Below are 13707 nucleotides of genomic sequence, written 5' to 3' on the forward strand. Positions count from 1 at the left end.
ATTGATGCGAAGTCTTTTGCTTCACCACCGTATACTTTTGCAAGTACGTTAGTGATTGCTGCAGTTAGAGTTGTTTTACCGTGGTCAACGTGGCCGATTGTACCTACGTTTACGTGCGGTTTTACGCGTTCAAACTTTTCTTTTGCCATGACGAAACCTATAAGTTTTGTGTATCTAGATTACATATAAAAATAATCCACGACGAATGTGGACTAGAATTATTCAGTCTATTATAAATATTTTTTCGACAATTCAAAGGAAGTATTTGAGAAGATTCTTCGGAGACTGGTGCTGATAGGCAGATTTGAACTGCCGACCTCACCCTTACCAAGGGTGCGCTCTACCAACTGAGCTATATCAGCACGCCAGACGAACTGGAGCGGGCAGCGGGAATCGAACCCGCATCATCAGCTTGGAAGGCTGAGGTAATAGCCATTATACGATGCCCGCTTTAGGAACCTGTTCTTAACTACCTCTAACCGTCAAGAATAAAGTGGTGGAGGGAGCTGGATTCGAACCAGCGAAGGCAGAGCCGTCAGATTTACAGTCTGATCCCTTTGGCCGCTCGGGAACCCCTCCACGTAAAAATTCTTTCCTAAAGCATCCTATAAAATAGGGTAAAAAGATGGTGCCGACTATCCGAGTCGAACGGATGACCTACTGATTACAAGTCAGTTGCTCTACCAACTGAGCTAAGTCGGCACTGCTTTAGTACGGGGCGAGATATTAGAGCAACCGCTGACTTGATGCAACAGGAATATGCAAAAAAGTTGAAATTTATTGTTTAAGTGCTCACATTTAAGCCAAAACCATGACATTTTTAGAATTATTGTGGGTTTTTCCACCAAACCAAGAGCCCTTTGAATACTAACAGGTCATCAAAAACAGCAAGATCAACATGCTGCTTTATCAATTTTCCATAACCCCCGGTGCATAAAACCAACGCAGACTTGTTATCTAATTGCAGCTTTGCGCTCTGAACTAAGCCAATCGTTGCCGCTAATGCTCCATTTTTAACTGCCTCTGGTGTATTTTTCGCAAATTCAGCTAAAAAAGGCGTGTTATCATCACAAAAAACGCGTTCTGCTCGGGCGGTGATACTTGTAGTCATCAAATCGAGACCAGGTACAATCCAACCACCTAGATGCTGTCCCTGTGCGGTAACGACATCTACAGTGGTCGCAGTACCTGAGTCAATTACAATTACATCTTGTGTTGGATAAAGCGCATGAGCAGCAAGCACAGTCAGCCAGCGATCAATTCCCAAGTTCTGAAATGCAGGGTATGCACAGGTAACACCAGCCCGTGCTGAAGATACATAAGCCTGCTCTAGCGGAATTGCAAACTCAGCAGCTCGGCTATTAATTGCTTGTAAATTTGTTCCTTTACCTACCTGTGAACAAATAATAGATGTTATTTTATGCCATTCAATATCATTTTCTTTTACTACGCGAATGTTGTCTTCATCAGCAACCGCATATTTTACAGCGGTGTTTCCCACATCAATTAGCAGTTTCACGATGTCACCTTTCTTAGCGAAACTTCGCCACCATAAAAAGCTTTTAATTCACCATCTTGTCTCAACAGTATTCCGCCCTGTGTGTCAATGCCTTCGCAAATACCGCACCACTGTCTTTGACCTGTACTGAGCGTTACAAGCTCTCCTTTGAAAGCATTTAATCTGTTCCACTGGGAAACCATTTCCTTAAGTCCTGACTCTTTATACTGCACGAGGCGCTCAGATAAAGAATGAGTTAGCTGCACCACAAGCTGATTTTTATCAATTAAGCCTATGTGTGTTTGCAGATCTGTCCACGCTTGATCAATATGCTTAGATGCTGATTCTGGCATACAGATATTCAGTCCTATTCCTATTACCAAATGACAAGGACCTTCAACTTGCCCTTCAAGTTCTACCAAGATACCCGCTAGTTTGTGTTGGTTTAGATAAATGTCATTTGGCCATTTTAGTTCGACATTAATCCCATACAATACCTTCAATGCGTCATAAACAGCTAAGCCAACAGCAATAGATAATCCCATTGCCGCTTGCATACCAGCATCAAACATCCAGTAGTAGCTATAATAAAGGTTTGCACCAAATGGTGATTGCCATGTTCGACCTCTGCGCCCTCTTCCGGCTTGCTGCATTTCAGCTACCAACACGTGACCAGAAGCCATATTAAGGTCACTTTGTAGACGTCGCATTAATTCGCTATTGGTAGAATCAACAATCGCATGATACTCAATGGGGCAATCCGTATGAAACTGTTGCTGCCAAAGGCTATTTAACTTATTTTGATTGATCAGTGGCAAACTGTAATTGAGTTTATACCCCCGACCATTAACCCGAAAGATGTCCACTCCCATGTCTTGCAGTGCTGCAATATGTTTGGCGATAGCTGCACGACTGATCCCAAGCTGCTCACCTAGCTCCTGTCCAGAGATAAATGTGCCTTGATTTAGTGCCGCTAAAATTGTTTGCTTTTTATGATCAGATGTTTTCATTACACTCCACACTTTGCAACTGACACTCCCCCTGCTTTGCGATAAGTCGCACTTCATGCTCCAGCTTTACCGCAAACTTTTGCCACACGGTTTTTTGAATATGACTAACTAGCTGCTTCAGATCCGCCCCACTACTGCCACCTTCATGTACCAATACTAGCGCTTGCTGCTCGTATACACGGATAGTGCCACACTGGCATCCTTTGAGGCCGGCCTTGTCAATCAACCAGCCAGCTGCGAGCTTTACACTATTTTCATCTACTTTAAATACAGGCATGTCTGGAAACATAGATTGCAATTGCACAGCAAACGCCTTATCAACAATCGGGTTTTTAAAAAAGCTCCCAGCATTAGCAAGCTTACAAGGATCGGGAAGCTTACTGTTTCGTATTGCAATTACTGCATCACACACATCTTTTGCAGTTGCAGCACCACTGAGGTTTTGCAAAGGACCATAACTTAACTTTGGCTGCCAACATATGGGCAATGCAAACGTGACTTCGGTAATAATAAACTTGTCTTTTAAACGATGCTTAAACACCGAATCTCGATAGCCAAATTGACACTCCGTATTGCTCAGTGTCGTAAAGTGTCCTTGAGTGATGTCAAAGCCCGTAACCGCAGTGATATATTGTGATACTTCGACACCATAGGCGCCGATATTTTGTACCGGTGCAGCACCAACCGTGCCGGGGATCAAAGCAAGATTTTCTAGGCCGCCAATACCTTGTTCGAGTAGCGTTAATACCAATTGGTGCCAATTCTCACCAGCAGCCGCACGAATTAAGTAGTGGTCATCCCGAGCCTCAATATTGACACCTGAGGTCGCAAGCTTAATCACCACACCAGCATAATCTTCAAGAAAAATCGTATTACTGCCTTCGCCAAGTAAAAAGAAAGCTTGGTCATAGTTGAGCTGAACGAGCTCCTTTGGGTCTTCAATAACAATAAGTGACTCACAACCTGATGGTAGTGAAAATGTGTGATAAGACTGCAAACTAATCACTGCAGCACCTTGTTGATATAAACTAAACTGACGCTAGTGTAGCGCATTGCCCTGACTTGCGCATTAATGTCATCTTGCCCAGCATTTTACGTTACCTATCGGCTTATGCTGTTTAAATAGTAAGAAATTAGTTATGTTAGCCATTCTAATTGGGAATATTATTTTTATAAGAGCAGCATTATGACTAAACTTTCTGCACTGACACTCAGTCTTGCCATGGCTGGCCTTGTTTACACTGCTAATGTAAATGCAGCAGTTGACGAGCACACTTATGCCAATCTTAATGACGTCATCACCACTCACCTGCATTTAGACCTCGATGTTGATTTTGATGATAAGCAACTAGAGGGGTTTGTTGAACATACACTAGACTGGCAAAACAGTCAGGCTACAACGTTAGTACTCGATACACGCGATCTCGAAATCGACAAAGTGATGTATCAAGGCAAAAGTGGCAACTGGCATATCGCAAAGTTTGATCTCGCCAAGCGCGATGATGTGAAAGGTGCAAAGTTAACTATTCACTTTAAAGAGCAAGCTAAGAAAGCACGTATTTACTACAACAGTTTGCCTGTTGCATCAGGCCTACAGTGGTTAACACCGCAGCAAACCGCAAGTAAGTCTCACCCATTTATGTATAGCCAGTCTCAAGCTATTCATGCTCGTAGTTGGATCCCCGTGCAAGATACGCCAGCAATGCGCGTCACTTATTCAGCTCGAGTGCAAACACCTAAAGATGTACGCGCGGTAATGAGTGCGGATAATACTGGCGCATTTATCAAAGATGGCGATTATTGGTTTGATATGCCGCAAGCAATACCACCCTATTTGATCGCTATTGGTGCAGGTAATCTTGAATATAAAGAAATGTCACACCAAACTGCAATTTTTGCAGAGCCACAAATTCTTGATGCCTCGGTCGCAGAATTTAACGATACGCAAGCGATGATCGACAAAACCAATGCCATGTACGGTGAATACGCTTGGGGTAGATATGACCTGCTCATGTTGCCACCTAGCTTCCCATTTGGTGGTATGGAAAATCCGCGCCTATCATTTATCACACCAACCGTTGTGGCCGGCGACAAAAGCTTAGTAAACCTAATCGCACACGAGTTAGCACATTCTTGGTCTGGCAACTTAGTCACCAATGCGACATGGGAGGACTTATGGCTAAACGAAGGGTTCACCTCTTACGTTGAAAACCGCATTATGGAAGAAGTGTTTGGTCGTGACCGTGCGGTGATGGAGCAGGCGCTGGATGCGGCGAGCCTACGCGCTCAACTAAAAACCATCGCGGCTCCTGATACACGCATGAATTTGGAGCTTAATGGTCGCGACCCTGACGATGCGTTTAGCTCAGTACCTTACACAAAAGGGCAACTATTCCTTATCTATCTTGAGGAAAAGTTTGGTCGTGACAGGTTCGACAAGTTTGTTAAAACCTACTTTAACACCTTCTCTTTTAAATCTCTGACTACCGATGAGTTTGTTGCTTACTTAGACAAAAACTTGCTACAGCAATATCCTGGTATCGTGAGTTTAGAAAAAGCCAAAGAATGGATCTATGAGCCAGGTTTACCAAGCGACGCCCCAAATCCTACTTCTGATGCTTTCGAAAAAGTGGATGCGCTCACTCAAGCTTGGCTAAAAGATGAAAAAACACTTGCAGACCTACCAACCGATGCTTGGACGGTACATGAATGGCTGCACTTTATTAATAACTTACCAAGAGATCTCGCCATCGAACGCATGGAAGCATTGGACAAAGCATTTCAGCTCACACAATCGACCAACGCAGAACGCGCGTTTGCGTGGTACATGCTAGCAGTAGGTAACGGCTATCAGGCTATTTACCCAGATCTTGAAAAGCATCTAGTAAGTATTGGGCGCCGTAAGCTTATTGTGAATTTATACAAATCACTCATTAACAATGGCAAACGTGACTGGGCTTATCGTGTTTATCAACAAGCACGACCTGGGTACCACCCACTCGCTCAGGGCACTATCGACGCTTTATTTAAGTAACCCCTATACTTCCAACACCGGCAGCCTCCATTTTCTTGGCTGCCTGTCTTTTAAGCCAGTAACTTAATCATATTTAAAACACTATTCCCTTCCCCTGAGATTGTTTATTTTTAATACAAAGTTTATTGCTATCGAAATTTAATTGAGTTAACGTACCGGAACCGATAAAGGTACAAGGTTAAGAAAATGACAATGCAATTAAAAAAGAAAAAGTTAAAAAACATCCTCACATCGCAGTTAAAACAGGTTTATGGCGGTACCACGGGTGATGGTGATCAACCATCCAAAGTGAAAGTAAACAACCCTGACTCATACCTCAAGCCTTTCGCATCTACTGGTGATGGCGATCAACCGAGTCGCTAATCACATCATATTTTGTCTGTTCATATATTTATATAAAAAAGGAAAACAATATGAAATTAAAGAAGAGAAACATCCTCAACCTTAAGCCAACAATGCTCAAGCAAGTTTCTGGTGGTGGCAATGGCGGTGATGGTGCTCAACCTAGAGCTCAGTATGTCCAGATGACGATTAAACCACAAGGTGGTGGTTCCGATGGCGCTCAACCTACTGTGAGTAAATAACTGAGAAAACCAATCACTGATGTTTTATACCAATTATCTTTATTAACTGGTCTATGCTGAAGTGAGAAAAACTTTCCTTGCCTTTGGATTTAGAGACAAGGAAAGTTTTATAAACCTAAAGTTAGCTCGCCTACACTGACTGTGATTGGTCTAACTTATTTGTGGTACTGACGACTAAACTCGTGTACAGCATTAATAAACACGCCCGCGTTTTCTGGGTCAACATCAGGTGTAATGCCATGGCCTAGGTTAAATACGTGACCGTTACCTTCACCAAAGCCCGCTAGAATATGCTGCACCTCTTCACGAATACGGTCGTGTGTTCCATGTAGCATTGACGGATCCATATTGCCTTGTAACGCGACTTTGTCACCGACACGACGCTTCGCATCAGCAATATCAATTGTCCAATCAAGACCAACCGCGTCACAGCCTGTCGCTGCAATAGCTTCAATCCATTGACCGCCGTTCTTCGTAAATAATGTCACAGGTACTTTCCGACCGTCATTTTCACGAATAAGACCGTCTACAATCTTGTGCATATATTGTAGTGAGAACTCTTTGTAATCACGTGGGCTTAGCACCCCACCCCAAGAGTCGAAAATCATTAGCGATTGCGCACCAGCTTTCACTTGGGCATTAAGGTAGTCAATAACTGAGTCAGCGACTTTATCCAGTAGTAAGTGTAATGTTTGTGGCTCAGCAAAGGCCATTTTCTTAATCTTACCAAAGGTTTTACTGCTACCACCTTCGATCATATACGTCGCTAGCGTCCAAGGAGACCCTGAGAAACCAATAAGTGGTACCTCACCTTTAAGCTCACGACGAATTGTGCTCACCGCATTCATTACATAGCCAAGCTCGTCTGTTGGGTCTAATTTAGGTAGCTTTTTAACATCATCTAGTGATTGGATTGGACGCTCAAATTTAGGACCTTCGCCAGTTTCAAAGTAAAGCCCTAGTCCCATTGCATCTGGAATTGTCAAAATATCGCTGAACAAAATTGCCGCATCCAGTGGATAACGACGAAGTGGCTGGAGCGTTACTTCACAAGCTAACTCTGCATTCTTACAAAGGCTCATGAAATCACCAGCTTGTGCTCTTGTCGCACGATACTCTGGCAGATAACGACCAGCTTGACGCATCATCCATACTGGTGTGACGTCAACTGGTTGTTTTAATAGCGCTCGTAAATAACGATCGTTTTTTAATTCGCTCATAGCGTCTCAGTTCCAATACTAAAAATCAATTATGCCGATTGTATCACTAAGTACACATGGGCACTATCTAAACTATCCCCAAGAATCTGGGTCTATGATCTAGATTAAGGCATACTTTATTAGGAACAAATTCATGTGCTTAACAAATTAATCTAGAAACATACAATTAAACTGATTGCAACACGATTAAAAGATTGGTATAAAAATATGGCGTTACAAAAATAACAACAAAACACCTTCACTATAAAAATAACAATATTACGCAACAAGCTAAACTGCTATTTTGAACCACCAAAGAACTCCTTTGGTGGTTTTTTATTTTTATCTCCATGAATTTGTTAACATTCCCTATTATTACACCAATAATCTTTTGATCTTTTTCGGCTTTTTCAGAAAAAATTGGTTGACCTTTTGTGCGCTTTCCCTTTCCATAGAGGTAGGTAACCCGCTAAAGGAGAGTCACTATGCTTTCGCAGTTAGAACAAGCCCAACAAAAATGGGGAGGTAGCCATAGTGTAATTGATGCATGGTTAGCAGAGCGTCAGGAACTATTGGTTTTATATTATAAAGTCGCAGGATGCTCACCAACACGAAATGGTAAAGCACTGCCAGAGCAGGTTGATATTCAATCATTCTGCCAAATTTTAATGGATTACCTCTCAGCTGGTCACTTTGAGATTTATGACAACATCGTCGAAGCTTGTCAGGAGAAAGGGCCTGAAAGTGCCAAGCTTGCACAGTCGCTGTATCCAAGGATCACAGAAACAACTGACACAGCGCTTGATTTCAACGATAAATACGCAGAGATAAATCAAGAAACTCATGATCTTGCAGAGTTTGATAATGACTTGTCTGTATTAGGTGAGACATTAGAGCTACGCTTCCAATTGGAAGACGAGCTAATTGATAATCTTTATTCTAATCATACTGAATAATTAAAGTGCGGGTGTCCTAACAACGAAAAAGGTGAGCCATAGAGTACTCACCTTTTTTGATTGTACGTATTGATCTTTAGAGATTAATACGTACCTCTATTACTCCGCTGCTTTCTCTTCAGCTTCGCCTTCGATATCTAACAATTCAACTTCAAATACCAATGTTGAATTAGCAGGGATCTTACCAAGGTCACGCGTGCCATAGGCAAGCTCTGAAGGAATAGTAAATTTATACTTTGAACCTACAGTCATTAGCTGAAGACCTTCAGTCCAACCAGCAATAACTTGATTTAAACGGAAGCTTGCAGGTTCATTACGTGCATACGAGCTATCAAATTCAGAACCATCTAGCAAAGTACCTTTATAATGTACTTTAACCATGTCTGTTGCAACTGGCTTTGCACCTTCACCTTCACTTAACACTTCATACTGAAGACCAGACTCAGTAACGCTTACGCCTTCTTTCTTCGCGTTTTCAGCTAGGTACTTTTCACCTTCTGCTTTATTCTTTTCAGCGTCAGCTTCAGCTTTTGCAGCTTGCTTTTCACGAACTGAAGAATCAAGTGCAGTAAGTACTTCACGGATCTTTGCTTCGTCTAACTTTGCTTCACCAGCTAATGCGTCTTTAAAACCACGCATTAATAACTCTTGGTCAAGCTCAACGCCTAACTCTTTTTTATCTGCTAGATCTTTTTGTAAAAAGTTACCTACAGAAGCACCTATTCCGTACGCTTGCTGTTGTAATTCAGTGTCCAGCTTTACTTCAACTGGTTTTTGTTCTTCTGCTTGTTTGTTACATGCTACCAGTGCTAATACTGAAGCAGCAACGAGTGACAGTTTAATTGTCTGTTTCATTCTACACTCTCCGACATTTCCTACTACCAAGGCTGATGCTCACACAACAGAGCTTGATATTCGGTGTCATTGTTAATTTTATATTAATAAGAAAAGGTGCTAGCCACATTACCATTCTATAATAAGAATGCCAATATCCATTTGCTTGCCATTATTACGTAACGACATTACGCTTTTAATACGCTAGTATCAAAATAATATCTTGTTTTTAATGCCTTTAGTTTACCTGTTGTAGACTTTGGAGTTAAGGAGGATTTACCCCATTTATGGTCAAACTCGTCAACATCAAGTGGAAAAGTCTCCTTGCTAGCTTAATTATGCTAGGCGTTAGCGCATTAGTGGGCTGTGGCCCCGATATATCAAAGTCTATTTTGACCATTGAACACGCCAGCAGAGGCGCATTTTCAGCGGCACTTTCTGCCGATGGCAACTATAGCCTAGTTTCCTCCATAGAGCATGGGGCCGTACTTTGGGATAATCAAGAGCAAGGCCTTAAATATCAATGGCGTCACTCTAATGCCAGTGATGACCTTATCCACTCACTTGCACTGGCAAATGATAACTCCACTGCCGTTACAGCCAATGATAATACCTTTGCTGTTTGGAGCCTTGAGAACGGCCAAAACCTAGGATATTTCGAGATTGAATCAGGCACCATCAGAGACATCGCAATTAGCAATGCAGGCAGATACGTGCTCTACGCTCGTAGCGATAACGTTGTTGTCCACCTCGACTTAGAAAGCGGTAGGCGTATAGAGTTCCTTGGTCATCAAGAAAATATTAACTCTATTGCCATGTCTCCAAACGGACACTTTGCGTTAACTGGAGGAAATGATTATGCAGCTTATTTTTGGGATACCAGAACAGGGCAAGTCATTCATCGCTTTAATCATCCGAGTCGAGTCACGAAAGTTGCGCTAGACGAACAAGGGCGCTTTGCGTTTACAGCTGACAGCATGAAAAAAGCCAGTATTTGGCAACTAACTTCTGGTGATCTTAAAGCACAATTACAGTATATTGCTCGCCAGAAAATTTTCAGTGCAGTACGCTTCAATCAAGACGCGTCTTTATTAGCAACTGGTTCCCCCAATCGCGAGCTGGCTTTATGGCGAGTAAGCGATGGTGAACGCATACAAACTTGGCGCGTGCAGCCACGAGAAGGAAGTCGTCCGAAGTCAGCGGTCGTGTTTGACGTTGCCTTTCAAGAAAATGACTCTGCACTGTTAACTGAAAGCTCCAGCGGCCTGCTGGAAAAATTTGCGCAGGTAGAAAAGCCATGAATGAAATCGACAATCGAATTACCGAGCTTGAGGCTAAGCTTGCCTTTCAAGAAGATACTATAGAAACATTAAACGAAGAATTGAAGGCGCACCAACAACGCCTTGCAAAAATGCAAAGGCAAATAGAATTGCTGGCTGAAAAAATGAAAGAAGGAAGAGACCCTGGATTGATGCCGCAACACCAAGAGCCACCGCCACCGCATTACTAATGAAAGCAATGCTGACCGGAGTAATGATTACTCCGGTGTAAACACGCCAATGACTTGCTCAAATTGGCGTGTGGRGGCCTGCACCGCATCCTTTGGTTGTGTCATGATATGACCACACTCAACACACTCCACCTTTTCCACATCATGCTCTTTGTAAAGCATCATGACATCTAGCTTTTGGCATTCAGGACATGATGCCCCCGCAATAAAGCGCTTTTTCACTTTCAACTCTACACCTCTAAGAATACCGAGTTATACCAATTCACTTAATTAAGCTTTCAATCTTGAAGCGAGAAAACCTTGTCGATAACATCGTTGCCGCATCCAGCTAACGCCCAATTGCCTACTCCATACAAGCTTGACAAAAATTTCTTATTTAGATGTTCCAAATAATAAATCTTAGCGCCGTTAGCGTTTCATCTACGCTTTCAAACTGAGCAAGTATCAAGACCAATTGGTATCAATTAGCCGTTATTTTATCCTAATTTTATTTGTGTTGATACGCTTGAAGTCAACGAACCGATCCGTGTTATCATGCACACAGTTTAAACAGACTTTTAGAATTATGATTCAACTCACTGATATCGAGCTACTTCGTGGTAGTAAAACACTACTCAAACAGGCAAATGCGACACTTTACCCCCAACATAAAGCTGGCCTAGTAGGCGCCAATGGGTGTGGTAAATCTTCTCTTTTTGCACTACTAAAAGGCGAGTTGCAACTCGATTCTGGTGATTTTAGCATTCCAAAAGACTGGTCTATTGCATCGGTAAAACAAGAAACTCCGGCACTGTCTATCAGCGCACTTGAATATGTATTGCAAGGGCATCCTGAATACTATGCTCTTAGAACACAACTACAACAAGCTGAACAGGATGGCGATGGTGAAGGCCAAGCAAAGGCTCACCAACAACTAGAAAATATCAAAGGCTATAGTATCGAAGCTAAAGCGGGAGAATTACTTCACGGCCTTGGCTTTAGCAATGCACAGATAGAGTTTGCCGTCAGCGACTTCTCTGGTGGGTGGCGGATGCGTTTAAATCTTGCACAAGCCTTGATCCGCGATGCCGATTTATTACTTTTGGATGAACCTACCAACCACCTAGATTTAGATGCGGTATACTGGCTCGAGCGCTTTTTGCGTGGCTATCAAGGTACGCTGGTACTCATTTCTCATGACCGCGAGTTCTTAGACGCYGTTGTTGGTGAGATTTGGCATATTGATCAGCAAAAAATCAACGTATACAAGGGCCACTACTCTCAGTTTGAGCGCCAAAAAGCCGAACGTATGGCACAACATCAAGCGCTTTTTGAGAAGCAGCAAGAAACTATCGCGCACCTAGAAAAGTTTATTACTCGCTTTAAAGCCAAAGCCAGTAAAGCGAAACAAGCACAAAGTCGTGTAAAAGCCCTAGAACGCATGGAAATGCTTGCACCAGCTCATGCCGACTCACCCTTTAATTTTGAATTTGCAGAGCCGACTAGCTTACCGAACCCACTAATGACATTGGAGAAGGCTAAAGCAGGTTACGGTGATATTACCATTTTGCATGACATAAAGCTTAATCTAGTCCCAGGAAGTCGAATCGCCTTACTTGGCCGTAACGGCGCTGGTAAATCGACACTCATTAAGTTACTTGCTGGCGACTTAACCCCACAAGCAGGTGAAGTATTTCAGCACCAAGGACTAAATGTCGGCTATTTTGCTCAGCATCAACTGGAGTCTCTAGACCTTGAAGCCAGTGCTGTCACTCATATCCAACGGCTAGACCCAAAAGCACCAGAACAAATCATTCGGGACTTCTTGGGTGGTTTTGCCTTTCACGGTGATAAAGCACTTGAGCCTGTTGCGCCATTTTCAGGTGGTGAAAAAGCTAGGCTGGTACTGGCAATGCTGGTCTACCAAAAACCAAACCTACTGCTACTCGATGAGCCAACCAACCACTTAGATTTAGAAATGCGACATGCGTTAGTGATGGCATTACAGGGGTTTGAAGGGGCAATGGTCACGGTTTCTCACGATCGTCATATGCTAAAAAACACTGCTGACGAATATTATCTCGTTGATAATGGTAGCGTTTCACAGTTTGGTTATGACTTAGAGGCTTATTATCAATGGCTGATGAATGCCAATAAAGAGCAAACCAAGTCAGCCACCACAGAGGCTGAACCAAAACAGCATTCCAATGCGAATAGAAAAGAGCAAAAACGCCTTGAGGCAGAGTTTAGAAAAGCCACTCAACCTCTTAAAAAGTCGATTGAAAAGCTAGAAAAGCAGCTAGATAAGCTCACCGAACAGGCTGATGAAATTGAAACAGCACTCGCTGACAACAATTTATATACCGATGAAAATAAGGCTAAATTAAGCGAACTATTAGCAAAACAAGCTACCGTGACACCAGAACTCAATGACACCGAAGAAGCGCTACTAATGGCGCTGGAGGAGTTGGAAGAAAAGCAAAATCACTTCGATGCAACAGGAGAAATATGTTAAGTCGGCAAGACTTTTGGCTATTTTCCTGTGAATTTTATAGCCGTCCTGAAATGCAGGCGCGGCTATTGGCTTTACAGGATAATGGAAGCAAAAATATCAACTTGTGCTTGCTGCTTTGTTATCTAGATAAATTGGCACTGACAGTTGAGCCTGAAACTGTCTCAACACTCATTGAGACGTGCAAGCACTTTGACGAAATCATACTCCAACCACAACGCCGCATTCGCAGCCTCCTTAAAGCACAACATCATCACTATGAAGGCTATCAGCAACTCAGAGCTGCCATGTTGACTGCGGAGCTGGAACTGGAGAAGCGTCAGCAAGCTTTGTTGCTTGAGGTGCTGCAACACAGCCACCTTTATCCCTTACAACAAGGCAGTAATCTTAGACATTACCTCAGTGACAATGAGTACACAGCATTATTTGCCCCAGTCAATGATTGAAGCTGTGCGCTCGTAACCTATTCAGCGCGCAAAAACTGATCGAGATCAAGCCTTTCACTTAGTTTAGTTTTGCTTGGGATTGAAACTTGATCTTGATCATATCAAGCCCCTCATACCTCCACTACTATTTACTCATCGACAAATT

15 protein-coding genes and 4 tRNA genes are annotated in these 13707 nt (G+C 42.8%); 8 read left to right on the forward strand and 11 right to left on the reverse strand.

Features of this window, described 5'->3' with window-relative positions; translation table 11 throughout:
• The 8 genes from EAG18_RS20445 to murB form a co-directional block, all read right to left on the reverse strand.
• Window positions 1–149: GTP-binding protein (locus EAG18_RS20445; RefSeq protein WP_275557358.1), on the reverse strand; the 149-nt coding region annotated here is incomplete at its 3' end.
• A gap of 137 nt (window positions 150–286) precedes the next feature.
• Window positions 287–362 (reverse strand) — tRNA-Thr (locus tag EAG18_RS20450).
• A 13-nt stretch (window positions 363–375) separates the two neighbouring features.
• Window positions 376–450, reverse strand: a tRNA-Gly gene (locus tag EAG18_RS20455).
• Window positions 451–494: 44 nt separating this feature from the next.
• Window positions 495–579, reverse strand: a tRNA-Tyr gene (locus tag EAG18_RS20460).
• 47 nt (window positions 580–626) lie between these two features.
• Window positions 627–702, reverse strand: a tRNA-Thr gene (locus tag EAG18_RS20465).
• A 124-nt stretch (window positions 703–826) separates the two neighbouring features.
• The gene (locus EAG18_RS20470; protein WP_125254211.1) at window positions 827–1519 is read right to left on the reverse strand and encodes a type III pantothenate kinase; all 693 of its coding nucleotides are present in this window, start codon (window positions 1517–1519) and stop codon (window positions 827–829) included.
• Window positions 1516–2508 carry a bifunctional biotin--[acetyl-CoA-carboxylase] ligase/biotin operon repressor BirA gene (gene birA / locus EAG18_RS20475; RefSeq protein ID WP_125254212.1) on the reverse strand — a complete coding sequence of 331 codons (993 nt, stop codon included), beginning with the start codon at window positions 2506–2508 and terminating at the stop codon, window positions 1516–1518. Before birA ends, EAG18_RS20470 begins: the two co-directional genes overlap by 4 nt.
• Window positions 2495–3514 carry a UDP-N-acetylmuramate dehydrogenase gene (gene murB / locus EAG18_RS20480; RefSeq protein WP_125254213.1) on the reverse strand — a complete coding sequence of 340 codons (1020 nt, stop codon included), beginning with the start codon at window positions 3512–3514 and terminating at the stop codon, window positions 2495–2497. The genes birA and murB overlap by 14 nt, the downstream gene beginning before the upstream one ends.
• Window positions 3515–3694: 180 nt before the next feature.
• Here murB and EAG18_RS20485 point away from each other — a divergent pair, with 180 nt between their 5' ends.
• From EAG18_RS20485 to EAG18_RS22260, 3 genes are all read left to right on the forward strand, one after another.
• Complete coding sequence (locus EAG18_RS20485; RefSeq protein ID WP_125254214.1) at window positions 3695–5542, forward strand: M1 family metallopeptidase; 1848 nt, start codon at window positions 3695–3697, stop codon at window positions 5540–5542.
• 186 nt (window positions 5543–5728) lie between these two features.
• On the forward strand, window positions 5729–5905 hold the full coding sequence (locus EAG18_RS22255; protein WP_185745638.1) for a hypothetical protein: 177 nt from the start codon (window positions 5729–5731) through the stop codon (window positions 5903–5905).
• A gap of 50 nt (window positions 5906–5955) precedes the next feature.
• Window positions 5956–6126 carry a hypothetical protein gene (locus EAG18_RS22260; protein WP_161972729.1) on the forward strand — a complete coding sequence of 57 codons (171 nt, stop codon included), beginning with the start codon at window positions 5956–5958 and terminating at the stop codon, window positions 6124–6126.
• A gap of 155 nt (window positions 6127–6281) precedes the next feature.
• On the opposite strand, the gene hemE is transcribed toward EAG18_RS22260, so the two are convergent.
• On the reverse strand, window positions 6282–7346 hold the full coding sequence (hemE, locus tag EAG18_RS20490; RefSeq protein WP_125254215.1) for a uroporphyrinogen decarboxylase: 1065 nt from the start codon (window positions 7344–7346) through the stop codon (window positions 6282–6284).
• A 464-nt stretch (window positions 7347–7810) separates the two neighbouring features.
• Between hemE and rsd the strand changes: the two genes are divergently transcribed.
• Window positions 7811–8281 (forward strand): sigma D regulator, encoded by a 471-nt coding sequence (gene rsd, locus EAG18_RS20495; RefSeq protein ID WP_125254216.1) that lies wholly within the window; start codon window positions 7811–7813, stop codon window positions 8279–8281.
• A gap of 99 nt (window positions 8282–8380) precedes the next feature.
• Here the strand turns inward: rsd and fkpA are convergent, their stop codons facing one another.
• Window positions 8381–9136, reverse strand: a complete 756-nt coding sequence (gene fkpA / locus EAG18_RS20500) for an FKBP-type peptidyl-prolyl cis-trans isomerase (protein WP_125254217.1) — start codon at window positions 9134–9136, stop codon at window positions 8381–8383.
• A gap of 266 nt (window positions 9137–9402) precedes the next feature.
• On the opposite strand from fkpA, the gene EAG18_RS20505 reads away from it, so the two are divergent.
• Together EAG18_RS20505 and EAG18_RS20510 are read left to right on the forward strand one after the other, a co-directional pair.
• On the forward strand, window positions 9403–10416 hold the full coding sequence (locus EAG18_RS20505) for a hypothetical protein (RefSeq protein ID WP_125254218.1): 1014 nt from the start codon (window positions 9403–9405) through the stop codon (window positions 10414–10416).
• A complete protein-coding gene (locus EAG18_RS20510; RefSeq protein WP_125254219.1) occupies window positions 10413–10625 on the forward strand; it encodes a SlyX family protein in 213 nt (70 codons plus the stop codon). Before EAG18_RS20505 ends, EAG18_RS20510 begins: the two co-directional genes overlap by 4 nt.
• Before the next feature lie 27 nt (window positions 10626–10652).
• Here the strand turns inward: EAG18_RS20510 and EAG18_RS20515 are convergent, their stop codons facing one another.
• Window positions 10653–10853 (reverse strand): YheV family putative zinc ribbon protein, encoded by a 201-nt coding sequence (locus EAG18_RS20515; RefSeq protein WP_125254220.1) that lies wholly within the window; start codon window positions 10851–10853, stop codon window positions 10653–10655.
• A gap of 337 nt (window positions 10854–11190) precedes the next feature.
• Here EAG18_RS20515 and EAG18_RS20520 point away from each other — a divergent pair, with 337 nt between their 5' ends.
• Window positions 11191–13119, forward strand: coding sequence for an ATP-binding cassette domain-containing protein (locus EAG18_RS20520; protein WP_125254221.1), 1929 nt, complete (start codon window positions 11191–11193; stop codon window positions 13117–13119).
• Window positions 13113–13562 (forward strand): TIGR02444 family protein, encoded by a 450-nt coding sequence (locus tag EAG18_RS20525; protein ID WP_125254222.1) that lies wholly within the window; start codon window positions 13113–13115, stop codon window positions 13560–13562. The genes EAG18_RS20520 and EAG18_RS20525 overlap by 7 nt, the downstream gene beginning before the upstream one ends.
• Window positions 13563–13707: the final 145 nt, after the last annotated feature.

Source organism: Pseudoalteromonas sp. J010 (assembly GCF_003934235.1).
In the GTDB taxonomy this organism is placed as follows: domain Bacteria; phylum Pseudomonadota; class Gammaproteobacteria; order Enterobacterales; family Alteromonadaceae; genus Pseudoalteromonas; species Pseudoalteromonas peptidolytica.